Source organism: Nocardioides sp. GCM10028917, assembly GCF_042666175.1.
Classification (GTDB): Bacteria; Actinomycetota; Actinomycetes; order Propionibacteriales; family Nocardioidaceae; genus Nocardioides.
In genome coordinates this window covers 212,822-233,178 of sequence record NZ_JBHTFL010000008.1, presented here as the reverse complement: position 1 = coordinate 233,178, position 20,357 = coordinate 212,822, and the positions used below count along the sequence as shown (strand labels likewise).

The 20,357-nt window shown below is 72.8% G+C and carries 23 protein-coding genes; 13 read left to right on the top strand and 10 right to left on the bottom strand.

The window, feature by feature from the left end; genetic code table 11:
• The 3 genes from ACFQW6_RS17580 to ACFQW6_RS17570 form a co-directional block, all read left to right on the top strand.
• The coding region (locus ACFQW6_RS17580) for a fatty acid desaturase family protein (protein ID WP_378548293.1) at nucleotides 1-748 on the top strand (748 nt) is incomplete at its 5' end.
• Between the two features lie 10 nt (nucleotides 749-758).
• Nucleotides 759-1,904 (top strand): YbdK family carboxylate-amine ligase, encoded by a 1,146-nt coding sequence (locus ACFQW6_RS17575; RefSeq protein WP_378548290.1) that lies wholly within the window; start codon nucleotides 759-761, stop codon nucleotides 1,902-1,904.
• A gap of 3 nt (nucleotides 1,905-1,907) precedes the next feature.
• Nucleotides 1,908-3,014, top strand: a complete 1,107-nt coding sequence (locus ACFQW6_RS17570; protein WP_378548287.1) for an amidohydrolase family protein — start codon at nucleotides 1,908-1,910, stop codon at nucleotides 3,012-3,014.
• 35 nt (nucleotides 3,015-3,049) lie between these two features.
• On the opposite strand, the gene ACFQW6_RS17565 is transcribed toward ACFQW6_RS17570, so the two are convergent.
• The 3 genes from ACFQW6_RS17565 to ACFQW6_RS17555 form a co-directional block, all read right to left on the bottom strand.
• On the bottom strand, nucleotides 3,050-3,196 hold the full coding sequence (locus tag ACFQW6_RS17565; protein WP_378548284.1) for a hypothetical protein: 147 nt from the start codon (nucleotides 3,194-3,196) through the stop codon (nucleotides 3,050-3,052).
• On the bottom strand, nucleotides 3,196-5,856 hold the full coding sequence (locus ACFQW6_RS17560) for an FAD/NAD(P)-binding protein (RefSeq protein WP_378548281.1): 2,661 nt from the start codon (nucleotides 5,854-5,856) through the stop codon (nucleotides 3,196-3,198). The genes ACFQW6_RS17565 and ACFQW6_RS17560 overlap by 1 nt, the downstream gene beginning before the upstream one ends.
• A 102-nt stretch (nucleotides 5,857-5,958) precedes the next feature.
• Nucleotides 5,959-6,561, bottom strand: a complete 603-nt coding sequence (locus tag ACFQW6_RS17555) for a GNAT family N-acetyltransferase (RefSeq protein WP_378548278.1) — start codon at nucleotides 6,559-6,561, stop codon at nucleotides 5,959-5,961.
• A gap of 59 nt (nucleotides 6,562-6,620) precedes the next feature.
• Between ACFQW6_RS17555 and ACFQW6_RS17550 the strand changes: the two genes are divergently transcribed.
• Entirely contained in the window at nucleotides 6,621-7,331 is a 711-nt protein-coding gene (locus ACFQW6_RS17550; RefSeq protein WP_378548275.1) for an aspartate/glutamate racemase family protein, read from the top strand.
• 8 nt (nucleotides 7,332-7,339) lie between these two features.
• Here ACFQW6_RS17550 and ACFQW6_RS17545 read toward each other — a convergent pair whose 3' ends face one another.
• On the bottom strand, nucleotides 7,340-8,380 hold the full coding sequence (locus ACFQW6_RS17545; protein WP_378548272.1) for a 1-aminocyclopropane-1-carboxylate deaminase: 1,041 nt from the start codon (nucleotides 8,378-8,380) through the stop codon (nucleotides 7,340-7,342).
• A complete protein-coding gene (locus tag ACFQW6_RS17540; protein WP_378548270.1) occupies nucleotides 8,377-9,087 on the bottom strand; it encodes a GntR family transcriptional regulator in 711 nt (236 codons plus the stop codon). Before ACFQW6_RS17540 ends, ACFQW6_RS17545 begins: the two co-directional genes overlap by 4 nt.
• A gap of 93 nt (nucleotides 9,088-9,180) precedes the next feature.
• Here ACFQW6_RS17540 and ACFQW6_RS17535 point away from each other — a divergent pair, with 93 nt between their 5' ends.
• Genes ACFQW6_RS17535 through ACFQW6_RS17520 form a run of 4 tightly spaced genes read left to right on the top strand, consistent with a single transcriptional unit; the run spans nucleotide 9,181 to nucleotide 12,503 of the window.
• Nucleotides 9,181-9,834, top strand: coding sequence for a hypothetical protein (locus tag ACFQW6_RS17535; protein ID WP_378548267.1), 654 nt, complete (start codon nucleotides 9,181-9,183; stop codon nucleotides 9,832-9,834).
• Nucleotides 9,835-9,838: 4 nt separating this feature from the next.
• The gene (locus ACFQW6_RS17530; protein ID WP_378548264.1) at nucleotides 9,839-10,777 is read left to right on the top strand and encodes a cation diffusion facilitator family transporter; all 939 of its coding nucleotides are present in this window, start codon (nucleotides 9,839-9,841) and stop codon (nucleotides 10,775-10,777) included.
• 14 nt (nucleotides 10,778-10,791) lie between these two features.
• On the top strand, nucleotides 10,792-11,814 hold the full coding sequence (locus ACFQW6_RS17525; RefSeq protein ID WP_378548261.1) for an LLM class flavin-dependent oxidoreductase: 1,023 nt from the start codon (nucleotides 10,792-10,794) through the stop codon (nucleotides 11,812-11,814).
• A 38-nt stretch (nucleotides 11,815-11,852) separates the two neighbouring features.
• The gene (locus tag ACFQW6_RS17520) at nucleotides 11,853-12,503 is read left to right on the top strand and encodes an NAD(P)-dependent oxidoreductase (protein ID WP_378548258.1); all 651 of its coding nucleotides are present in this window, start codon (nucleotides 11,853-11,855) and stop codon (nucleotides 12,501-12,503) included.
• 16 nt (nucleotides 12,504-12,519) lie between these two features.
• On the opposite strand, the gene ACFQW6_RS17515 is transcribed toward ACFQW6_RS17520, so the two are convergent.
• Nucleotides 12,520-13,506, bottom strand: a complete 987-nt coding sequence (locus ACFQW6_RS17515) for an LLM class F420-dependent oxidoreductase (protein ID WP_378548255.1) — start codon at nucleotides 13,504-13,506, stop codon at nucleotides 12,520-12,522.
• A 107-nt stretch (nucleotides 13,507-13,613) separates the two neighbouring features.
• Between ACFQW6_RS17515 and ACFQW6_RS17510 the strand changes: the two genes are divergently transcribed.
• Nucleotides 13,614-13,823 carry a hypothetical protein gene (locus ACFQW6_RS17510; protein ID WP_378548252.1) on the top strand — a complete coding sequence of 70 codons (210 nt, stop codon included), beginning with the start codon at nucleotides 13,614-13,616 and terminating at the stop codon, nucleotides 13,821-13,823.
• A 39-nt stretch (nucleotides 13,824-13,862) separates the two neighbouring features.
• Entirely contained in the window at nucleotides 13,863-14,519 is a 657-nt protein-coding gene (locus tag ACFQW6_RS17505; RefSeq protein WP_378548249.1) for an SDR family oxidoreductase, read from the top strand.
• A gap of 41 nt (nucleotides 14,520-14,560) precedes the next feature.
• On the opposite strand, the gene ACFQW6_RS17500 is transcribed toward ACFQW6_RS17505, so the two are convergent.
• The 4 genes from ACFQW6_RS17500 to paaZ all read right to left on the bottom strand — a co-directional run bounded on the left by ACFQW6_RS17500 (nucleotide 14,561) and on the right by paaZ (nucleotide 17,964).
• The gene (locus ACFQW6_RS17500) at nucleotides 14,561-15,202 is read right to left on the bottom strand and encodes a DUF305 domain-containing protein (protein ID WP_378548246.1); all 642 of its coding nucleotides are present in this window, start codon (nucleotides 15,200-15,202) and stop codon (nucleotides 14,561-14,563) included.
• Nucleotides 15,203-15,295: 93 nt separating this feature from the next.
• Nucleotides 15,296-15,514 carry a PLD nuclease N-terminal domain-containing protein gene (locus ACFQW6_RS17495; protein WP_378548243.1) on the bottom strand — a complete coding sequence of 73 codons (219 nt, stop codon included), beginning with the start codon at nucleotides 15,512-15,514 and terminating at the stop codon, nucleotides 15,296-15,298.
• Nucleotides 15,515-15,546: 32 nt separating this feature from the next.
• Nucleotides 15,547-15,843, bottom strand: coding sequence for a hypothetical protein (locus ACFQW6_RS17490; protein ID WP_378548240.1), 297 nt, complete (start codon nucleotides 15,841-15,843; stop codon nucleotides 15,547-15,549).
• 90 nt (nucleotides 15,844-15,933) lie between these two features.
• Nucleotides 15,934-17,964 (bottom strand): phenylacetic acid degradation bifunctional protein PaaZ, encoded by a 2,031-nt coding sequence (gene paaZ / locus ACFQW6_RS17485; protein ID WP_378548237.1) that lies wholly within the window; start codon nucleotides 17,962-17,964, stop codon nucleotides 15,934-15,936.
• Between the two features lie 144 nt (nucleotides 17,965-18,108).
• Here paaZ and paaA point away from each other — a divergent pair, with 144 nt between their 5' ends.
• The 3 genes from paaA to paaC are packed head-to-tail and all read left to right on the top strand — an operon-like array spanning nucleotide 18,109 to nucleotide 20,353.
• Nucleotides 18,109-19,056 carry a 1,2-phenylacetyl-CoA epoxidase subunit PaaA gene (paaA, locus tag ACFQW6_RS17480; RefSeq protein WP_378548234.1) on the top strand — a complete coding sequence of 316 codons (948 nt, stop codon included), beginning with the start codon at nucleotides 18,109-18,111 and terminating at the stop codon, nucleotides 19,054-19,056.
• A 47-nt stretch (nucleotides 19,057-19,103) separates the two neighbouring features.
• Nucleotides 19,104-19,415 (top strand): 1,2-phenylacetyl-CoA epoxidase subunit PaaB, encoded by a 312-nt coding sequence (paaB, locus tag ACFQW6_RS17475; RefSeq protein ID WP_204811601.1) that lies wholly within the window; start codon nucleotides 19,104-19,106, stop codon nucleotides 19,413-19,415.
• Complete coding sequence (paaC, locus tag ACFQW6_RS17470; RefSeq protein ID WP_378549183.1) at nucleotides 19,415-20,353, top strand: 1,2-phenylacetyl-CoA epoxidase subunit PaaC; 939 nt, start codon at nucleotides 19,415-19,417, stop codon at nucleotides 20,351-20,353. The genes paaB and paaC overlap by 1 nt, the downstream gene beginning before the upstream one ends.
• Nucleotides 20,354-20,357 lie beyond the last annotated feature (4 nt).

The following is a 20,357-nucleotide window of genomic DNA, read 5'->3' as shown; positions in this document are numbered from 1 at the left end:
CGCGTCGGCGCCCGAGCAGTGGCGGCGCGCCCACAACGACCGGCACCACGTCAACACCAACGTGCTGGGCAAGGACAACGACCTCGGCTACGGCATCATGCGCGTCGACGAGGCCCAGGAGTGGGAGCCGCGCCACCTGGCGCAGCCGCTGTGGAACCTCGTCAACGCCTGCATCTTCGAGTACGGCATCGCCATGTACGACCTCGACCTCGGCGAGTCGCTCCGCTCCGGTGAGGGCTTCTCGTCAGAGCAGAAGGTGGAGATGCGCACGACGGCGCGCCGGGCCGCGCGCAACGCGCTGCGCGACTACGTCCTGCACCCCCTGCTCTCGGTGCCCACCGGGTCGGCCCGCACCACCCTCACCGCCAACCTCGCCGCCAACCTCGCGCGCAACGTGTGGAGCCACTCGGTGATCATGTGCGGCCACTTCCCAGAGGGCGTGGCGACGTTCGAGGTGGCCGAGCTCGACGAGCACGAGACGCGCGGGCGGTGGTACCTCCGCCAGATGCTCGGCTCCGCCGACGTCTCGGGCCCGCCGCTGCTCCACGTGCTGTGCGGCAACCTCTCGCACCAGATCGAGCACCACCTGTTCCCCGACCTGCCCAGCAACCGCTACCGCGAGATCGCGGGACCCGTTCGGGAGCTCTTCGAGCGCCACGGGCTGGCGTACAACACCGCCCCGCTGTGGCGGCAGGTCGCCAGCGCGTGGAAGAAGGTCATCCGGCTGTCGGTGCCGCCGCGACGGTGAGCAACAGCGCATGACGCGATGCCCGGAGGGGCACCTGTGCGCCATGACGAGCGGGATGTCGGCGGTGCCGTCGCACGTGCCGGGCGGCGAGTTCACCGTCGGGGTGGAGGAGGAGCTCATGCTCGTCGACGACCGCGACGAGCTGATGGGCGCCGCGGCCGCCCCGCTCGTGGAGGCGATGTCGCAGACCCTGCCCGACGCCGGCGTCGTGACCGGCGAGATCTACGTCGACCAGGTCGAGCTCAACACCCCGGTGTGCAGGAGCGCCGAGGACGCGTGGCGCTCGCTGCGCGACCTCCGAGCGCTCGTCGAGAAGCAGGGCGGGCGAGTCCTGGCCGCGGGGGTGCACCCGACCGCGGCCGTCGGTGTCCCCGACATCGCCACGTCGCCGCGCTACGACCGCATCATCGACGAGTACGCCGGCCTGCTGCGCACACCCACCGCGGCCCTGCAGGTCCACGTCGGGCTGCCCGACGAACGCACGGCGATGCTGGCCTACCGCGGACTGCGCAACCGGCTGCCGCTCCTGCGCGCCCTCGCCGCGGGATCGCCGTACTGGCACGGTCTGGACTCGGGTCAGGCCACGGCCCGGGCGGCCATCATCCGCTCCTACCCCCGGACCACGATGCCGCCGCTGCTGCGGTCCTGGGACGACTACGTCGAGCGCACGGAGGCGTTGATGGCCGCGGCCGAGGCGTCCGACCACACCTACGTGTGGTGGGAGATGCGGCCACGACCGCTGCTGGGGACGCTCGAGGTGCGGGTGATGGACGCCGTGCCGTCACTGTCGACGGTCGCCGCGCTGACCGCCCTGGTGCAGGGGATCGCCCGGCGCGCCGTCGAGTCGCCCGACGAGGTCGACCTCGAGGACGACGTGCTGGCGGTCAACGACCACCGCGCCGCCCGCTACGGCCTCGACACGCGGGTCGTGGACGTCGACCGGTCGCTGCGCTCCCTGCGCGAGATCGCCGGCCGTGTGGTCGCCGAGGCGCGGGCCGTGCTGGCCACGGACCGGATGGAGGCCCCGCTCGACGTGCTCGACGCCGCGGTCGCCGGAGAGACCGAGCCGAACCGCCAACGACGGGTCGTCGCGGCCGGTGGCATGCCGGCCCTCCTGGCCGACCTCGTCGCCCGCACCACCGACCTGGACGGCTGAGCCGTGTACGCCGACCACCTGGTGCAGCCGTGGTACGACCGGCTCGTGGAGGACCTGCCCGACGGGCCTGCGCTCGACGTGCACACCCACCTGGGGGACCGGGACTCCGTCTCGGCGACCGCTGAGGAGCTGATGGGAGCGGTCGCGTCCGCCCGCGCGCGGGCGCTGGTCTTCCCGCTGTCGGAGCCGGACGGCAGCTACCTCGCTGCCAACGAGGCCTGCCTGGACGTGGCCGGCCGCAGTGACGGCGCACTGACCGCCTTGGTGCGGGTGGTGCCCGACGAGGTCGACGCGGTGGAGAAGCTCCTCGACGCCGGCTCTCGAGGCCTGAAGCTGCACCTGTCCAGCGACGAGCTCGACCTGGCCGACCCGCGGCTGGAGCCGGCGTTCGCGCTGGCGCACGAGCGCCGGCACCCGGTGGTGGTGCACGGCGGTCCGGAGGTCGGCTCGACCGGCGCGGCGGTCCTCGACCTGTGCGAGCGGTGGCCCGACCTCCGGCTCGTGCTCGCCCACTGCGGGCTCTCGGACCTCGGCCGGCTGCACCGCCATGTCACCGACGTGCCGAACCTGTTCTTCGACACCTCCTGGTGGACGCCCGCGCACCTGATGGCGCTCTTCCGCCTCGTCCCGCCCGGCCGGGTCCTCGCCGGGAGCGACCTGCCCTACAGCACGCCCGTCTCCCACCTGACGGCCACCGGCCGGTGCGCCCTGCAGGCGGGGCTCACCCCGGAGCAGGTCGCCTCGGTGCTCGGGGGACAGGCCACGCGCATCCTCGACGGCGCCGAGCCGCTCGACCTGGGGCCGCCGCCGGCCGAGGAGGCCTGCGAGGTGTGGCCGTTCCCGGAGGCCGCGTCGACCAACCTCCTCGCCGCCCTCGAGGCCATGCAGCGGGGCCTCGACCCCGAGGTGCCGCTCGTCGTCGCGCGCCATGCCTGTGAGGTGCCGGGCGACGACCCGGACGCGCCGGTCCTGGCGTCGGTGCTTCGCCTGCTCGACCTCTACGAGGAGCACCGCGACCGGCTGCTGCGACGCAACGGCTTCACGCCCGGGTGGGACCTCGTGGCCGCCGCCGCGGTCGTGGCCCGTACGCCCGCGGCCCCGGTGCCGTAACGGCTGTCCCGGCAGACCCGTGGGCCTCCGACGGCTCAGTGGGGGCTGCCACCCGGCTCTCGCAGCAACCACCAGCCGGCGGTCCAGGCGGCCGCGCCCGCGACCAGCTCGACGTGCAGGTCGACGATCGCGAGGCTGATCATCGTGGTCACCGCGACCCCGCTGAAGCCGTCGAGCGCCATCAGCTGCCGACCGACTCGCTCGTCGCGGACACCGCGGCGCGACGCCGCGCGTCGAGCGCGGAGGAGCGCCGGGAGAGGCGCTGGTCGAGCAGCTCCGCGGCCTCGGTGGTGCGCCCGGCCATCGCCAGGGCGTGCACGAGGGTGTCCTCGACGACCTCGCGCTGGGCCCGGCTGCCGCCCAGCGGTGCCATCGTGCCGACCACGCCGGTCAGCGTCGCGGCAGCGGCGTTCCAGCGCTCCTCGACGACGTGGACGAGACCGGTGCACAGGGGAGCCACGACGTCGCGGAAGACCCGGTCGTCGCTCCGCTCGGCGTGGGCCCCCAGCTCGGTCAGCGCGGCGGCATCGGCGTCAGCGGCGAGGAGGACGGCGCTGTGCATCGCGGCGAACGGCGTCGGGGGTGCGGTCAGCCACTCGGCCGGGGCCTGCGCCCGCACCTCGGCCACGGGCAGGTCGTCGGTCCACGCGCCCGTCACCCGTCCGCGCCAGAGCAGCGACCCGCTGTCGACCACGACCCTGCTGCCGCTGACGACCGACGGGGCGAGCTCGCGGGCGTAGCGGCGGCGTACGGCCTCGACGTCGTCCCGCATCAGCTCGTGGAGCGCGGCGTGCCAGGAGAAGTGGGAGCGGTGGTTCGCCTCGGGCCCGCGGGTGCGGATCCACTCGTCGAGCCACGCCAGGCCGGTCGTGTGGTCGCCGGTCTCGTAGTAGACGTGGGCCCGCGCGTGGACGGCGTGGCCGGAGGCGGGCTCGACGGAGAGGGCGTAGGAGGAGAGGTCCTCGGCCTCGGCCCAGCGCTCCTGGTCCTGGCGGACGAACGCCAGCTGGCCGGCGTACCACCAGTCGTCGCCGTAGGAGCGGCCCAGCGACTCGACGAGCTCGGCCGTCTGGGTGCCGCTGGTGAGCCCGCCGAAGGCGACGGTCGGCACCGCGACGCTGACGGCGAGGGCGTCGCGCGGGAAGAGGCGTACGTGCCGGAGAAGCGCCGCGGCGCCCGTGGCCTCGTCGGTGCGCAGCCGGGTGGTGACGGCGTCGAGGAACGAGGACTCACGGTCGTCGAGGTGGCGGTCGGACGCGGCCCGGTGGGCGGCGCGCAACGACGCGCGCCAGTGGGTGTTGGCGCCCCACTCGTGCCCGAGCAGCGCGAGGGCGGCGTGGGCCTGCACGAACCCCTCGTCGGCGGCGACCGCGTCGGCGAGGCCCTCCTCGACGCCGTCCTGGAGGCGCAGCAACCGGCCGAGCGCGGCGTTGTAGCGCTCGGCGGCGTCCGGGCTGGTGGAGAGCGTCAGGCCGTAGGGGTCGACCGGGCGGCGGCGGGCCTCGCCGTGCAGCGACCGGCTCACGATGCGCGCCACGTCGTAGGCCTGCTCGCGGATCTCGGGCATCGCCGTGGACTCCCACAGGTTGCCGCGGCGCAGCGAGCCGACGGCGAGGAAGGGGAGCGTGTCGGGCAGGGTGCCGAGGATGCGACCGTCGTCGGCGGTGTCGATGCCCAGACCGGCCGGGCCGGGCCGGACCAGGCCCGTCTGGGCCAGGCGGGTGAGCAGCGGGTCGGCGGCGATGGAGCCGACCGGGCCGGTGCAGTTGACCACCGCCGCGACGCGCAGGGTCGTCCCGTCGTCGAGGGTGACGTGGAGGGCGGACCGGTCGGCGCGCACGGCGGCGAGGGTGCCGCGGTGGCGCACGAGCCTGCCCTCGGCCGCGATCGCGTCGAGGCGCCGGGAGGTGGCCGGGGCCATCCGGTGCCGGTGCACGTCCCACGAGCGGGCGTCCTCGGCGATGAAGCGTCGCTTGTCGGCCTCCGACAGCCCTCGCCACAGCTGGGAGGTGACGGGACGGAGCCCGTCGACCGCGGCTCGCCAGTCGCCGGTGCTCGCGACGGTCTCCTCCACGTGCGCGGTCAGGGTCGAGCGGAGCGTGTCGAGGTCCTGGGTCCGGGTGATGCCGGGCGGCGGCGGCACCGGGGGAGTCGTGGGCAGCACGTGGGGCTGCGGCACGGCATCGGTGCGCGAGACCACGTGGATGGTGCGGTCGGGCCGGTCGGCGCTGATCGCGAGGTCCACCATGGTCAGGCCCGAGCCCAGCATCAGCACGTCGCCGACCTCGGGGATCGCCTGCGTCCACGGGTCGGCGACCAGGCGGGCGTCGGCCGCCAGCTCGGGCGGGGCCCACCCGGTGCCCGGGCGGCTGCTGGTGGCCAGCACGACTGCCCGCGCCTCGAGCTGCTCCCCGTCGGCGAGCTCGACGACGAACCCGTCGCCGGAGCGGCTGATGTCGGCGACCTCGGCGTGGCGGCGTACGAGCCGGGCGTTGCCGGGGAACTCGGTCGCGGTGGTCAGCAGGCTCTCGATGTAGCGACCGAACGCCGCGCGCGGCGCGAAGTCGTGGGGCTGGAACTTGGCGTCGTGGTGGTTGCGCAGCCAGCGGAGGAAGTGCTCGGGGTCGCGGGGGAACGCGCTCATCCCCGAGGCCGGGACGTTGAGGAGGTGGCGCTCGTCCGTGGTCGAGTAGGCCTGGCCGCGGCCGGTGCTCGGCGCCGGGTCGACCAGCTCGACGCGGAAGCGCGACGAGAGCGCCGTCACCAGGTGGGTGGCCACCAGGGTGCCGGCGGCACCGGCTCCCACCACGACGACCCGACAGTCACCCTCGTTCGTCCCCACGACGCACACCTCTCATAGTCCACTGAGTTACTTGACAAAAGGTAGCAGTGACGGGCTGCCGGACCGAGTCGGGGGAGCGGCGGGCGAGTCGTGGCACGGCGGTCAGGCCTCCCGCCGCATGACCACGCGCGGGAACCCCGCCGAGGTGGCCTCGGTGGTCGCGGCCATCTCGAAGCCGGCGTCCTCGAACAGCTTGCGGGTGCCGACGTAGGCCATCGTCAGGTCGACCTTCCGCCCCTGGTTGTCCACCGGATAGCCCTCGACGACCGGGGCGCCGCGCTCGGCGGCGTACGTGACCGCACCGTGGAGGAGCACGTGCGAGATGCCGCGGCCCCGGTGCCCGGGGCGGACCCGGATGCACCACACCGACCACGCGGGCTGGTCGTCGACGTGCGGGATCTTCGTCGAGCGGGCGAAGGGCAGCTCCGCGCGCGGGGCGACGGCCGCCCAGCCGACGACCTCGTCGCCGTCGTAGGCCAGCACGCCCGGCTTGGTGCGCTTGCGCGTCAGCGCCTCGACGTACGCCCCGCGGTCGGGCCCGGCAAGCTCGCGGTTGTCCTTCGCCGGGATGCGGTGGCTCAGGCACCAGCAGACGCTGGACGTGGGGTTCTTCGGGCCGACCATCGTGCGCACGTCGTCGAAGCGCGCGTGCGTCGCCGGGTGGACGACGAACCCGCCGGAGCTCACCAGGGGCGTGCTGGCCATGCCGCCACGGTAGTCCCGACGCTGGTCGGCGCGCTGGGCCCAGCCGGTTCAATGGGGGCATGGACGCTGCTGCACCGACGATGCGCAAGATCGGCCTGCTCGGCGGGATGAGCTGGGAGAGCTCGGCGCTCTACTACGCGATCCTCAACGAGGCGGTCCGCGACCGCCTCGGCGGCTACCACTCGGCACGCGTGCTCATGTCCTCCGTCGACTTCGCCGAGGTCGAGGCCATGCAGGCGGCGGGGGAGTGGGACGCCGCCGGCCGCCTGCTCGCCGCCGAGGCTGCCGCGCTCGAGGCGGCCGGCGCGGAGTGCGTGGTGCTCTGCACCAACACGATGCACAAGGTCGCCGACGCGATCGAGGCGGCGACCGGTGTGCCGCTGATCCACATCGCCGACGTGACCGCCGCGGCCGTCCGCGGTGCCGGGCTCTCGCGGGTCGCGCTGCTCGGCACGAGATTCACCATGGAGCAGGACTTCCTGCGGGACCGGCTCGCCACCCACGGCGTCGAGGCGCTCGTCCCGCCGAGTGAGGACCGTGAGCTCGTGCACGAGGTGATCTACGGCGAGCTCGTCCACGGCGTCGTGCGCGACGAGTCGCGGGCGGCGTACGTCGACGTGGTGGAGCGGCTCGTCGCCGACGGCGCCGAGGGCGTCGTCCTCGGCTGCACCGAGATCGAGCTGCTGCTCGGACCCGACGACGTCGAGGTGCCCGTCTTCGCCACCACCCGCCTGCACGCGCTGGCGGCCGTCGACTTCGCCCTCAGCTGAGGTCCGCGTCAGCCCTGCCCGGGCCAGAGCGAGTGGTAGGCGTTGATCGCCGGCTGCCCGCCGAGGTGGGCGTAGAGCACGTGCGAGTCACGCGGGATCTCGCCCCCGGTGACGAGGTCGATGAGGCCGGCGAGCGACTTCCCCTCGTAGACCGGGTCGGTGATCATCGCCTCGAGCTGCGCGCCGAGCGCCATCGCCTCCATGGTCGAGTCGACCGGAAGGCCGTAGAGCTCCCCGGCCCACCCGTCCAGCACGGTGATCTCGTCGTCGCGCAGGTCGCGGCCGAGCTCGATCAGCTCCGCGGTGTGCCGGGCGATGCGCGCCACCTGGTCGCGGGTCTTCTCGAGCGTCGCGCTGGCGTCGATGCCGAGCACGCGGCGGCGTACGCCGGTGAGGTCCTCGAGCGCTGCGAAGCCGGCGATCATCCCGGCGTGGGTCGATCCGGTGACCGTGCAGACCACGATCGTGTCGAAGGTGATGCCGAGCGCCTTCTCCTGCTCGGCCACCTCGAAGGCCCAGCTGGCGAACCCGAGGCCGCCGAGCCGGTGCTCGCTGGCGCCCGCCGGGATGGCGTACGGCGTGCCGCCGGCCTCCTCGACCTCGCGGATCGCGTCCTTCCACGAGTCGCGGATGCCGATGTCGAAGCCGTGCGGGTCGAGGCGGGAGTCGGCGCCCATCATCCGGCTCAGCAGGATGTTGCCGACCTGGGTGTTGGTCGGGTCGTCCCACGGCACCCACTTCTCCTGCACGAGCCGGCACTTCAGGCCGAGGTGGGCGGCGACGGCGGCGACCTGACGGGTATGGTTGGACTGGAAGCCACCGATGGAGACCAGGGTGTCGGCGCCGCTGGCCAGCACGTCGGGAACGATGTACTCCAGCTTGCGGACCTTGTTGCCGCCGAAGGCGAGACCGCTGTTGACGTCCTCGCGCTTGGCCCACACCTGCGCGCCACCGCCCTTCGCGGCGAGGTGGTCGGAGAGCCGCTTCAGGTGGTGGACGGGTGAGGGGCCGAAGGTGAGCGGGTGGCGCTCGAACTGCTCGAGGATCATGAGGTCTCCTGCTGGGCGGGCTGGGTGGGCTGGACGGGCTCGGCGGGTTGGTCGGGGTCGGGGATGAGGTCGGCGAGGTTCTGCCAGGTGCGGAAGGCGACGTCGGCGGCAGCGTCCCCGTCGCGGCCTACGCACGCCTCGACGAGGCGCTCGTGCAGCAGCACCGACTGCTCCCCGGCGTGGGAGGCGAAGCGGCGGCGCTCGAGGCGGCGTACGACGGGTCCGAACTGGTCGAGCACGGTGGCGAGGGCCCGGTTGCCGGAGACCTCGACCGCGACCCAGTGGAAGTCGTCGTCCGCGGTCAGCGCGGCATCGGTGTCGTGGGCCTCGATCGCGGCAGCGAAGCGGCGGTTGGCGGCTCGCATCAGCTCCACGTCGTCGTCGGTGAGCCGGGCGACGGCCTCCGTGACCGCGAGGCGGTGCATGGCGACCACGACGGCGTGGGCCTCGCGCACCTCGGCCAGGTCGATCTCCGCGACGACGGTCGAGCGGCCGGGTGCCGACCGGACGAGCCCGGTCTCGCCGAGCCGCAGCAGCGCCTCGCGCACCGGCGTACGGCTCACGCCGAGCCAGGTCGCGAGCTCGGTGTCGCGCACCACCTCGCCCGGCGCGAGGGTGCCGTCGACGATCGCGTCGCGCAGCCGGTCGTGCACCGAGTCGCGCAGCAGGGTGGTGCGAAGAAGAACGGGGGACTCCGGGACCGGCATGCAATATATTGGATATCACGTCCCCCAGAAGCGCAAGATGATCTCAGCGGTCGGCGCGACGACTGCTGCCGCCGCGCAGGGGTACTAGCGGACGTGCCCGCCCCGTTCCGCCGCGCCTTCGAGCTGCTCGCCGTCCTGCGCTCCGCCCCCGCCTTCCATCCCGACGGCGTCCTCTACGAGGGGCGCGCCGAGGTCCGGGGACTGGGGCCGCTGGCGCCCGGGGAGGTCGACTGCCTGGTCCGGCTCTCCAAGGGCGTCGGCACGCCGCGCGGCGTGGGTGACCTCCTGGGCATCGCCGTCCGTCTCCTCCACCACCTGCCTGTCGACGTGCTCTGCACGACCGCACCCGGCATCAAGGGGTGGCGGCGCTACCTGCTCGTGCCGCGACAGACCTGGTCCGGCGCCACCCTGACCTCGCTGATGTGGTGGCGGTCCCCGGCGGGCGAAAGGCTGCAGGTCATCGTGCAGGCGCCTGACGCGGGCCTCGACTCACCGGAGCCGGACGTGCTCCTCGACCGGCTGCCGGTGACCTTCACCATCCGGGTGGTGGGACCGGCTGGCGAGGTGCAGTCCGGCACGATCCGGGTGGACCGCCGCTCCAGCCTCTCGCGACCGGACTTCGACCCGGTGCTCCACTCGCCGCTGCCGTGGCGCCTGGCACCGCGTGGGGTGGCCGCCCTGCGGGCGCGGGCGTACGTCGGCAGCCGTGCGGGGCAGGCGCAGACCACCTCGGACCGGGCAGTCTGAGCCTGTGCTCACCGTCATCGTGGCGCTGGCCGCCAACACGGTCCTGGCGGTCCTGAAGAGCATCGTCGCCGCCGTCACCGGTTCGGCGTCGATGGTCGCCGAGGCGGCCCACTCCTGGGCCGACGCGGGCAACGAGGTGTTCCTCGTGGTCGCGGAGCGGAGGTCGGAGAAGCCGGCCGACGAGGGCCATCCGCTCGGCCACGGCCGCGAGGCCTACGTGTGGTCGATGATCGCGGCCTTCGGCCTGTTCGCGGTCGGCGCGGCGGTGTCGGTCATCCACGGCGTCCAGTCGCTGGGCGCCGAGGAGGAGGAGGCCGAGTACTTCTGGGCGTACGTCGTCATGGGTGCTGCGTTCGTGCTCGAGGGCATCTCCTTCACGCAGGCGTGGCGCCAGGTGCGCCGCGGTGCCCGGTCCGCCGACGTCAGCCACGCGAGGTTCCTCGACCAGACCTCCGACCCGACGTTGCGCGCGGTCTTCCTCGAGGACTCCGCCGCGCTCGTCGGCATCGTCATCGCGGTGAGCGGCCTCGCGCTCCACCAGGCCACCGGCGACCCCGTGTGGGACGCGATCGGGTCGATCCTCGTCGGCCTGCTGCTCGGCTGGGTGGCGGTCTACCTCCTGCGCCGCAACATGGCCTTCCTCGTCGGCCAGGTCGCCGACCCGCGCATCTACGACACGGTGCTGGGCTGGCTCCGCGAGCGTCCCGAGGTGCAGACGGTCAGCACGCTGCACCTGCAGTACGTCGGCCCCGAGCGGCTCTTCCTCGTGGGCTCGGTCGACCTGGTGGGCGACGACGCCGAGAGCGAGGCCGCCGACGAGCTGCAGCGCCTCGAGGACCACCTCGAGGAGCGTCCCGAGATCGCGCGGGCCGTCCTCTCGCTCGCCGCGCCGGGGCGTCCGCCCAGCGTCGGTCGCGTCTACGGGAACAACGCCGGTGGTTGAGCGTTGAACCAGGCATGAAGAAGATCGGGTTCCTGAACTTCGGCCACTGGACCGACAGTCCTCAGTCGGCGGTCCGGACGGCGTCCGACACCCTCCTGCAGTCGATCGACCTCGCGGTCGCGGCCGAGGAGCTTGGTGCCGACGGTGCGTACTTCCGGGTGCACCACTTCGCCCGGCAGCTCGCCTCGCCGTTCCCGCTTCTCGCCGCCGTCGGGGCGCGCACGAGCCGCATCGAGATCGGCACCGGCGTGATCGACATGCGCTACGAGAACCCGCTCTACATGGCCGAGGACGCGGGATCCGCCGACCTCATCGCCGGTGGGCGGCTGCAGCTCGGCATCAGCCGGGGATCACCGGAGCAGGTGATCGAGGGCTGGCGCTACTTCGGCTACGCCCCCGTCGAGGGCGAGGACCAGGCCGACATGGCCCGGCGGCACACCGAGGTGCTGCTGCAGGTGCTGCAGGGGGAGGGGTTCGCCCAGCCCAACCCGCGCCCGATGTTCCCCAACCCGCCGGGCCTGCTGCGTGTCGAGCCGCACTCCGAGGGCCTGCGCGAGCGCATCTGGTGGGGCGCCGCCTCTGACGCCACCGCCCGGTGGGCGGCGGAGAAGGGCATGCACCTGATGAGCTCGACGCTCAAGGCCGACGAGTCGGGCGAGCCGTTCCACGTCCAGCAGCGCAAGCAGATCGAGGTCTTCCGCGAGGCCTGGCGCGAGGCCGGCCACGAGGTCGAGCCCCGCGTGTCCGTGAGCCGCTCGATCATGCCGATCACGACCGACCTCGACCGGATGTACTTCGGGCACGAGGGCACCAGCTCCGACCAGTTCGGCCAGATCGAGGCCAACCTGCGCGCGGTGTTCGGCAAGACGTACGCCGCCGAGCCCGACGTCCTGGTCAAGGAGCTCGCCGAGGACGAGGCCGTCGCCGCGGCCGACACCCTGCTCCTCACGGTGCCCAACCAGCTCGGCGTGGACTACAACGCCCACATCCTGGAGACGGTGCTCACCGAGGTGGCGCCGGACCTCGGCTGGCGCTGACCGCTCACCCTCACCCACTCGACAAAGGAACTGACCTCATGGCACGCATCACCGTCCTCGGCGGCACTGGATACGTAGGCGCGGCGGTGGTCGCGGAGGCCCGCAAGCGCGGGCACGACGTGACGGCAGTGAGTCGTACGGCGCCGTCCTCACCGGTCCCCGGAGCGGACTACGTCGAAGGCTCCGTGCTCGACAGCGACGTCCTGGAGCACACCACCGCCGGGCGGGACGTGGTGCTCGTCGCGCTGTCACCCCGTGGCGACATGGCCGGCAAGGTCGAGGGTGTCGTCGAGGAGCTCATCGCACGCCTGGCCGGAACCCCGACGCGCCTCGGCTACGTCGGCGGCGCGTCCTCCCTGCTCACCGAGGACGGCGGACCGCGCCTGTGGGACGTCACGAAGGACCAGCTGCCCGACGAGGTGAAGCCCGAGGTGCAGACCGGCCTCGACACCTTCGCGCTCTGCCAGCAGAGCCCGGAGTCGCTCGACTGGTTCTACGTCAGCCCGCCCGCGGACTTCGGCTCGTGGCTCGGCACGGAGTCGAAGGGTGCCTACGTCCTGGGCGGCGACGTGCTGCTGCGCGACGCCGACGGTGCGTCGACGATCTCGGCCGACGACCTCGCGCTGGCGATCCTGGACGAGATCGAGACACCGACGCATCGTCGGGGCCGGTTCACCGCGATCAGCTGACAGGCCGGGGCAGGGCTCAGGGCGCGGCCGCCCGCAGCTTCTCCAGCAGCGGGCCGGCCGCCTCGCTGATGAACCGGTCCTGTCCCTCGTCGCCGATCTGGACGAGGGCGACGTCGGTGAAGCCCGCTTCCCAGTAGGCCGAGACGGCCTCGACGACCTTGTCGAGGTCGGGTCCGCAGGGGATGGACTCCGCGACGTCCTCGGGCCGGACGTACGTCGTCGCGGCGGAGAAGCCGGCCGGGGTGGGGAGGTCGGCGTTGACCGACCAGCCGCCGCCGAACCAGCGGAACTGCTCGTGCGCGCGCGTGATCGCGGCGTCCTCGTCAGGGTCCCAGCAGATCGGGATCTGGCCGACTGCGCGCGCGTCCTCGCCGATGCGCGGGGCGCCGTCGACGCCGTTCCAGGACTCGACGATGTCGGCCTTGGGCTCCACGGCCACGAGGTGGTCGGCCAACGGCGCGAACCGCGCGATCGCCCGGTCGCCGGCGACCGCGACGCCGATGTCGACGCCCTCGTCGGGCAAGTCCCAGATGCGGGCGGAGTCGACCTGGAAGAAGTCGCCGCGGTGGTCGACGAGCTCACCGGTGTGCAGGGCCCGGATGACCTCGATCGCCTCGGCGAGCATGTCCTGCCGCTCGGCGATCGCGGGCCAGCCCTCGCCCACGACGTGCTCGTTGAGGTTCTCGCCGCTGCCGAGGCCGAGGGTGAAGCGGCCCTCGGCGAGGATCTGCAGCGTCGCGGCCTTCTGGGCGACGACGGCCGGGTGGTAGCGCAGCGTCGGGCACGTCACGTACGTCATCAGCCCCACGCGCTCGGTGGCCTGCGCGACCGCGCCGAGCGTCGTCCAGGCGTACGGCGCGTGCCCCTGCTCGGTGAGCCACGGGGAGAAGTGGTCGCTCATCACCTCGAAGTCGAAGCCGGCCTTCTCGGCGGCGACGGCGTACGACACCAGCTCGCGCGGGCCGCTCTGCTCGGTCATCAGGGTGTATCCGAAGCGCGTCATGCGTCGACGTTAGCCAGCCACGCCCGACCTCCCACCACCCGCTCAGGTGAGCCCTCCTCGGGTGCCCGGTGATTGTGTGGAGGCACACGCCCACCAGGAGGAGCACGATGAGCGCATCGCCCAACGAGGACAAGACCGACCGGGACGGCAACGAGGGCCAGGTCTCCGAGACGGCATCCGAGTTCGGAGAGCCGATCAGCTCGGGCGACTCGGTCGCCGGGCAGCCCGACCCGCACCCCGGCGAGGTCGACGAGGGAGCCCAGGGACCCGACGCCATCCCCGACGACCCCACCGGCGAGCACCCCCACAAGCCCTGAGGCGCGCGGGACCCACCCGGCTCCGGTAGAAACGACCCCATGAGCAGACCAGTGATCGTGGTCGTGGGTGCCGGGCCGGGCGTGAGCGGGTCCGTCGCGCGCCGCTTCGCCGACGAGGGCTACGACGTGGGGCTCCTCGGCCAGGAACAGCAGGTGCTCGACCAGCTGGTGACCGATCTCGGCGCCCGGGGTGCGACCGTCGGCCATGCGTGCGTCGACGTCACCGACGAGCAGGCGGCGCGCGACGCCGTACGACGCTTCGGCGAGCACACCGGGCACATCGACGTCCTGCACTTCAACCCCAGCGCCTTCCGCGAGAAGGACCCGCTCGCCCTCACGGTCGCCGAGCTGGTCGAGGACGTCGCGCTCGGGGTGGGCGCCCTGCTGACCGCGGTGCAAGCGGCGCGCCCCTTCATGTCCGCCGGCGGGCGGATCAGCGTGACCGGCAGCATGGCGGCCGACGAGCCGTCGGAGCGCGCCGCGTCGCTGGGGGTGCAGAAGGCGGGCGTGCGCAACCTCGTGCACAGCATCGACAAGACCCTGGCCGGCGACGGGATCCGCGCCGTCTCCGTCACCGTGCGCGGGGCACTGGCGCGCGAGGGTGCGTTCACCCCCGACCGGGTCGCCGACGCGATCTGGGACGCGGTCGCGACGGACGACGCCCACTGGCGCAGCGAGGTCCCCTACAGCGGGTGATCGGCGGGCTCAGGCCGACGTCGGCTTCTGGAGGGCGGCGGTCAGTGCATCCAGCGGGTGCCGAACCAGTCGTGCAACCACCCGCGCATCCGAACGATCTCGAGACGCTGGTCGTCGCGGATGTCAGCGGCCAGGACGGCGACCTCGTCGTGCTCGAACAGCCCCGACGCCAGCCCGTGCTGCGACATCATCACCGCCGTCATGTGGTGCGCGACCATGTCCTCCAGGAAGGTCTGGTCGAGGCGATCGCCGGAGAGCCTGGTGAGGTCGCGCATCATCGGCTCGTAGTCCACGTCGGTGGAGTCATCGGGATGCCACTCCGCCAGCCAGGACTCCATCTGCTCGACCTGGACCGTCTGCGCCTCGACGATCCTCGCGCCGAAGCGGCGCATGGTCGCGCGGTCCGACCGGCGCAGCTCGCGCGCCGCCTCGATCGCCTCCTGGTGGTGGGCCACCATCTCGGCGAGGTACTCCTTCTCGCTCGCAGCGGAGAGGTGGTGCCCGGTCCTGAAGCCGGCCAGGTGGCCACCGAGCCCGCTCATCCGGTGGCCCAGGTGCCCGCCACGTTGACCGGCTGGCATCGGGTGGGACCAGCCGTCGTCGTCGTGCGCCGTCACCGCGGCGCTCGCTCCCGCGCCCACCAGTGCACCCGCGACCACGGCCGCGACGATCGTGCGCCTCATGTCGCTCGCCTCCTCGACACCAGCGTGCGACGCACGATCGGCGTACGTCAGGGCCCGAGGTCCCGGAGGTGGGGGCCGAGGGTCACGGGTGGGTCAGCGCTTGCGGCCCAGGAGCAGGTAGGCGAGCGGGCCGACCGGCTGCACCGACAGCGCCGGTGCCCACAGCAGCTTGGGTCCTCGCACGAGCTCGGCGGGGCGCTGCTTGAGGTCCCTGGCGCACCACGCGGTGAGGGCGACCTCCACGATCCCGGCCACGGCGACGATCTTCTTCTGCGTGGGCGTCATGTCGCCCCAGGACTTCTTCTGTGCCATGGACGCAACCTACCGGGAGGGCACGAGACTCCTCACGCACCACCGATGCCGCTGATCAGCAGCCAGAAGACGACCACGCCCACGGCCGCGGCCAGCAGGCCCCACCACGCCCCGGTCATCGCCCGGCGCCCGGTGGTCGCGCCCTCGCGGGCCAGACCGGGGAGCAAGACCGTGACCGCCGCTCCGACGGCCGCCATCACGACGAGCTGCGCCGGCACGATCCAGTTCTCCGTGCCCTCCTCGAGGACGGACGCCGCCGCCGGCAGGCTGAGCACGCCGAGGACGAGCAGGACGACGATCCCGACGACGCGCTGCGCTGACCGGCTCACGAGGAGAACCTAGCGGCTGGCCGGAGCGGTGCGTAAGCCATGTTCTGGTGCCGCAGAACCTGCGTCACGCACCGCTCCACGGGACCAGCCTCAGGCCTCCTTGGCGACCAGCGTCAGCACGTCGTACGTCGCGACCGGCTCGTCGTCCTGGTTGGTCACCAGCGCGTCCCAGCGGACCTCGCCGTAGTCGGCCGAGGAGCGCGGGGTGATCTGCTTGACGGTCAGCGTCACGCGGATCGAGTCGCCGGCCTTGACCGGGGTCAGGAAGCGGAGGCTGTCCACGCCGAAGTTGGCGAGCACCGGGCCGGGCGCGGGATCGACGAACAGCCCGGCGGCCATCGACACGATGAGGTAGCCGTGGGCGACGATCCCGCCGAAGAGCGGGTTCTGCGCCGCCGCCTCGGGGTCGGTGTGGGCGTAGAAGGTGTCACCGGTGAAGTCGGAGAAGTGGTCGATGTCCTCGCGTGAGATCACCCGCGACCCGGAGGCGATCGTGTCGCCGACCTGCAGTGTCGCGAGCGAGTGGCGGAAGGGGTGCTCGGGCGTCTCGTGGCGCCGCGAGCCGCGCGTCCAGCGGCCGGTGATCGCAGTGAGCATGTCGGGGGAGGCCTGGATGGCCGAGCGCTGCATGTGGTGGAGCACGCCGCGCACGCCGCCGAGCTCCTCGCCGCCGCCGGCGCGACCCGGCCCGCCGTGCACGAGCATGGGCAGGGGAGAGCCGTGACCGGTGCTCTCCGGGGCGTCGTCGCGGTCGAGGACGAGGATCCGGCCGTGCCACGGCGCAAGACCGAGCACCAGGGTGCGGGCGACGTCCGGGTCGTGGGTGACGACGGAGCCGACGAGCGAGCCCTTGCCGCGCGCGGCCAGCGTGACCGCCTCGTTGAGGGAGTCGTACGACATCACGGTCGACACCGGCCCGAACGGCTCCACGTCGTGGGGCTCGACGGCGCCGGCGCGGGCCCTGAGCAGGACGGGCGCCATGAAGGCGCCGCGCTCACCGTCGCCGGCGAACCCCGTGGTGGCGGCGGGGTCGCCGAGGACGACGTCGGCCGAGGAGCGCAGGGCCTCGACGGCCTTGCGGACCTCGTCGCGCTGGCCGAGGGAGGCGAGCGGGCCCATCCGGACGGACTCGTCGCCGGGGTCGCCGACCGTGATCGTGGCGAGCTTCGCAGAGATCGCGTCGGTCATCTCGTCGGCCACCGCAGACGGCACGATGACGCGACGGATGGCCGTGCACTTCTGCCCCGCCTTGGCGGTCATCTCGGTGACGACGCCCTTGACGAAGAGGTCCCACTCCGGGTCGCTCGACGTGATGTCGGGCCCGAGCACCGAGCAGTTGAGCGAGTCGGCCTCGACCTGGAGCTGGACGCCGCCGTGGAGCACCGAGGGGTGCTGGCGCAGGATCCCGGCGGTGTGCGCCGAGCCGGTGAAGGCCACCGAGTCCTGGACGCCGAGGTGGTCGAGCAGGTCGCCGGCCGATCCGGCGAGCAGCTGGAGCGAGCCCTCGGGCAGGATCCGCGACTCGATGATGCGGCGCACCACGAGCTCGGTCAGGTAGGCCGTCTGGCTGGCGGGCTTCACGATCGTCGGCAGGCCGGCGATGAAGGCCGGCGCGAGCTTCTCGAGCATCCCCCAGACGGGGAAGTTGAAGGCGTTGATCTGCACGGCGACGCCGGGGCGCGAGGTGTAGACGTGCTGGCCGAGGAAGACGCCGGTGCGGCCGAGCTGCTCGAGGTCGCCGTCGCACACCACGTGGGCGTTGGGGAGCTCGCGACGGCCCTTGGAGGAATAGCTGAACACGGTGCCGAAGCCGCCGTCGATGTCGATCATCGAGTCGCGTCGGGTCGCGCCGGTGGCCAGCGACAGCTCGTAGAGCTCGTCCTTGAGCCCGGTCAGGTGCGTGGCGAGCTCCTTGAGGAGCAGCGCTCGCTCGTGGAAGGTCAGCTCGCGGATCGCCGGCCCGCCGACCGTGCGCGCGTGGTGGGCCATCGCGCCGAGGTCGAGGCCTGCGCTGGAGATCCGCGCGACCTCCTCGCCGGTGGCCGCGTCGAGGAGCGGGTGGCCCTCCGCGGACGCGGCGTACCACCGTCCGGCGGCATAGCTCTCGAGCAGTCGGCTCACGGGGGTCTCCCTCGGGGATCGGGGTGCGGTTCGTCAGGGCAGCCGGTGTTTGCGCGCCGGAGTGACTGGTGACACACTAATAGCAGACCGATCGGTCAGTAAATACGGTCGGAACCCCCACGTCGCCCCTGTGCCGGAGGACGGATGACACTCACCGAGACGCCCACCGAGCGTGACCTCGAGGCCGGGTTCGAGGCCACGGTCGCGCGCAACGAGCGGATCGAGCCGCGCGACTGGATGCCGGAGGGCTATCGCAAGACCCTCGTGCGCCAGATCGCCCAGCACGCCCACAGCGAGATCATCGGCATGCAGCCCGAGGGCAACTGGATCGGCCGCGCGCCCAGCCTGCGGCGCAAGGCGATCCTGCTCGCCAAGGTGCAGGACGAGGCCGGTCACGGGCTCTACCTCTACTCCGCCGCCGAGACCCTCGGCGTCTCCCGCCTCGAGCTGACCGAGCTGCTGATCGCGGGCAAGCAGAAGTACTCCTCGATCTTCAACTACCCGACGCTGTCCTACGCCGACGTCGGCACGATCGGCTGGCTCGTCGACGGCGCCGCGATCTGCAACCAGGTGCCGCTGTGCCGCACCTCCTACGGGCCCTACGGCCGCGCGATGATCCGCGTCTGCAAGGAAGAGTCCTTCCACCAGCGCCAGGGCTACGAGCTGCTCGCGACGATGATGCGCGGCACCGAGGAGCAGCGCGCGATGGTCCAGGAGTCGGTCGACCGGTTCTGGTGGCCGGCGCTGATGATGTTCGGCCCGCCCGACGACGCCTCGCCCAACACCGCGCAGTCGATGGCGTGGGGCATCAAGCGCCACACCAACGACGAGCTGCGGCAGAAGTTCGTCGACATGTCCGTGCCGCAGGCCGAGGCGCTCGGCGTCACCCTCCCCGACCCTGAGCTGCGCTGGAACGACGAGCGCGGCCACCACGACTTCGGCCAGCCCGACTGGCAGGAGTTCATGGAGGGCGTGAAGGGCAACGGCCCCTGCAACGCCCAGCGGATGGCCCACCGCCGCCGCGCCCACGAGGAGGGCGCCTGGGTGCGCGAGGCCGCGACGGCCCACGCCCGGAAGCAGGCGACCGCATGAGCGAGCTCAGCGCCGAGGGCGGCCACGGCGCCGTACCGCTGAAGGACGTGCCGACGGGACAGGGCGTCACGCCGCCCGAGCCGGAGTGGCCGCTCTACGAGGTCTTCGTCCGGGGCAAGCGCGGGCTCAACCACGTCCACGTCGGGTCGCTCCACGCGGCCGACGACCGGATGGCCCTGCTCCACGCACGCGACGTCTACACCCGTCGCAACGAGGGCGTCAGCATCTGGGTGGTGCGCGCCGACGCGATCACCGCCTCGAGCCCGGACGAGAAGGACCCGATGTTCGCCCCGAGCGGCGACAAGGTCTACCGCCACCCGACCTTCTACGACATCCCCGACAACGTTCCGCATATGTGATGAACGAACACATCCACACCTCTCCCGAGGACGAGCACGACAACGCCTACGCCGGCCTGCTCGTCAACGACGCCCACTGGGCCTTCGGCACCGACTTCGAGGACCCGCTCGCCGGCGTCGACACGACGATCCCGGAGGGCGTCGACGCGCCGACCCTGGCGGCGTACGCCCTGATGCTGGGCGACGACGCGCTCGTGATGTCGCACCGGATCTCGGAGTGGACGAGCAACGCGCCCGACCTCGAGGACGACATCGCGCTGTCCAACATCGCGCTCGACCTGCTCGGCCAGGCGCGACTGCTGCTCGCGCGCGCCGCGAAGGCGGACGAGTCGGTCGTGCCGGCGCTTCCCGAGGGCTCGCCCGTGCCGCCGGAGGACGCGATCGCGTTCTTCCGCGAGGCCCACCAGTTCCGCAACGTCCGCCTCACCGAGCTCGTCAACGGCGACTTCGCCGACGCGGTCGTGCGGGTGCTGCTGTTCTCGGTCTGGCGGCTCGCCACCTTCGAGCGGCTCCGCGCCAGCCGCGACCACGTGCTCGCGGCCGTCGCCGCCAAGGGCGTCAAGGAGCTGGCCTACCACCGTGACTACTCGGCGCGGTGGTTCGTCACGCTCGCCCAGGGCACCGACGAGTCGCGCCGCCGTCTGCTGGCCGCGCTCGACGCGCTGTGGCCGCTGTGGCCCGAGCTGTTCGACACCCACCCGTTCGAGGCGTCGGCCGCCGGGTCCGGCGTCGGCGTCGACCCGGCCGAGGTCCGCGAGGCCGCCGAGGGCGTGCTCGACCAGGTGCTCGACGCGGCCGACGTGCCGCGGCCCGACGCGCCCCGACGCGCCGGGGTGCTGGGCCGCACCGGACGCGACGGGATGCACGGCGAGGCGCTCGGGCGGATGCTCGCCGAGATGCAGTCCGTGGCCCGCGCGCACCCGATGGGTCAGTGGTGAGTGG

Excerpts from the sequence above, each read along its gene's own strand:
- ACFQW6_RS17550 (WP_378548275.1), top strand. The coding sequence starts at position 6,621 with ATGGACGCTGCTGCACCGACGATGCGCAAGATCGGCCTGCTCGGCGGG.
- ACFQW6_RS17525 (WP_378548261.1), top strand. The coding sequence starts at position 10,792 with ATGAAGAAGATCGGGTTCCTGAACTTCGGCCACTGGACCGACAGTCCT.
- ACFQW6_RS17510 (WP_378548252.1), top strand. The coding sequence starts at position 13,614 with ATGAGCGCATCGCCCAACGAGGACAAGACCGACCGGGACGGCAACGAG.
- ACFQW6_RS17500 (WP_378548246.1), bottom strand. The coding sequence starts at position 15,202 with ATGAGGCGCACGATCGTCGCGGCCGTGGTCGCGGGTGCACTGGTGGGC.
- ACFQW6_RS17575 (WP_378548290.1), top strand. The coding sequence starts at position 759 with ATGACGCGATGCCCGGAGGGGCACCTGTGCGCCATGACGAGCGGGATG.
- ACFQW6_RS17540 (WP_378548270.1), bottom strand. The coding sequence starts at position 9,087 with ATGCCGGTCCCGGAGTCCCCCGTTCTTCTTCGCACCACCCTGCTGCGC.
- ACFQW6_RS17515 (WP_378548255.1), bottom strand. The coding sequence starts at position 13,506 with ATGACGCGCTTCGGATACACCCTGATGACCGAGCAGAGCGGCCCGCGC.
- ACFQW6_RS17495 (WP_378548243.1), bottom strand. The coding sequence starts at position 15,514 with ATGGCACAGAAGAAGTCCTGGGGCGACATGACGCCCACGCAGAAGAAG.
- paaA (WP_378548234.1), top strand. The coding sequence starts at position 18,109 with ATGACACTCACCGAGACGCCCACCGAGCGTGACCTCGAGGCCGGGTTC.
- ACFQW6_RS17555 (WP_378548278.1), bottom strand. The coding sequence starts at position 6,561 with ATGGCCAGCACGCCCCTGGTGAGCTCCGGCGGGTTCGTCGTCCACCCG.
- ACFQW6_RS17565 (WP_378548284.1), bottom strand. The coding sequence starts at position 3,196 with ATGGCGCTCGACGGCTTCAGCGGGGTCGCGGTGACCACGATGATCAGC.
- ACFQW6_RS17545 (WP_378548272.1), bottom strand. The coding sequence starts at position 8,380 with ATGATCCTCGAGCAGTTCGAGCGCCACCCGCTCACCTTCGGCCCCTCA.
- paaC (WP_378549183.1), top strand. The coding sequence starts at position 19,415 with ATGAACGAACACATCCACACCTCTCCCGAGGACGAGCACGACAACGCC.
- ACFQW6_RS17505 (WP_378548249.1), top strand. The coding sequence starts at position 13,863 with ATGAGCAGACCAGTGATCGTGGTCGTGGGTGCCGGGCCGGGCGTGAGC.
- ACFQW6_RS17520 (WP_378548258.1), top strand. The coding sequence starts at position 11,853 with ATGGCACGCATCACCGTCCTCGGCGGCACTGGATACGTAGGCGCGGCG.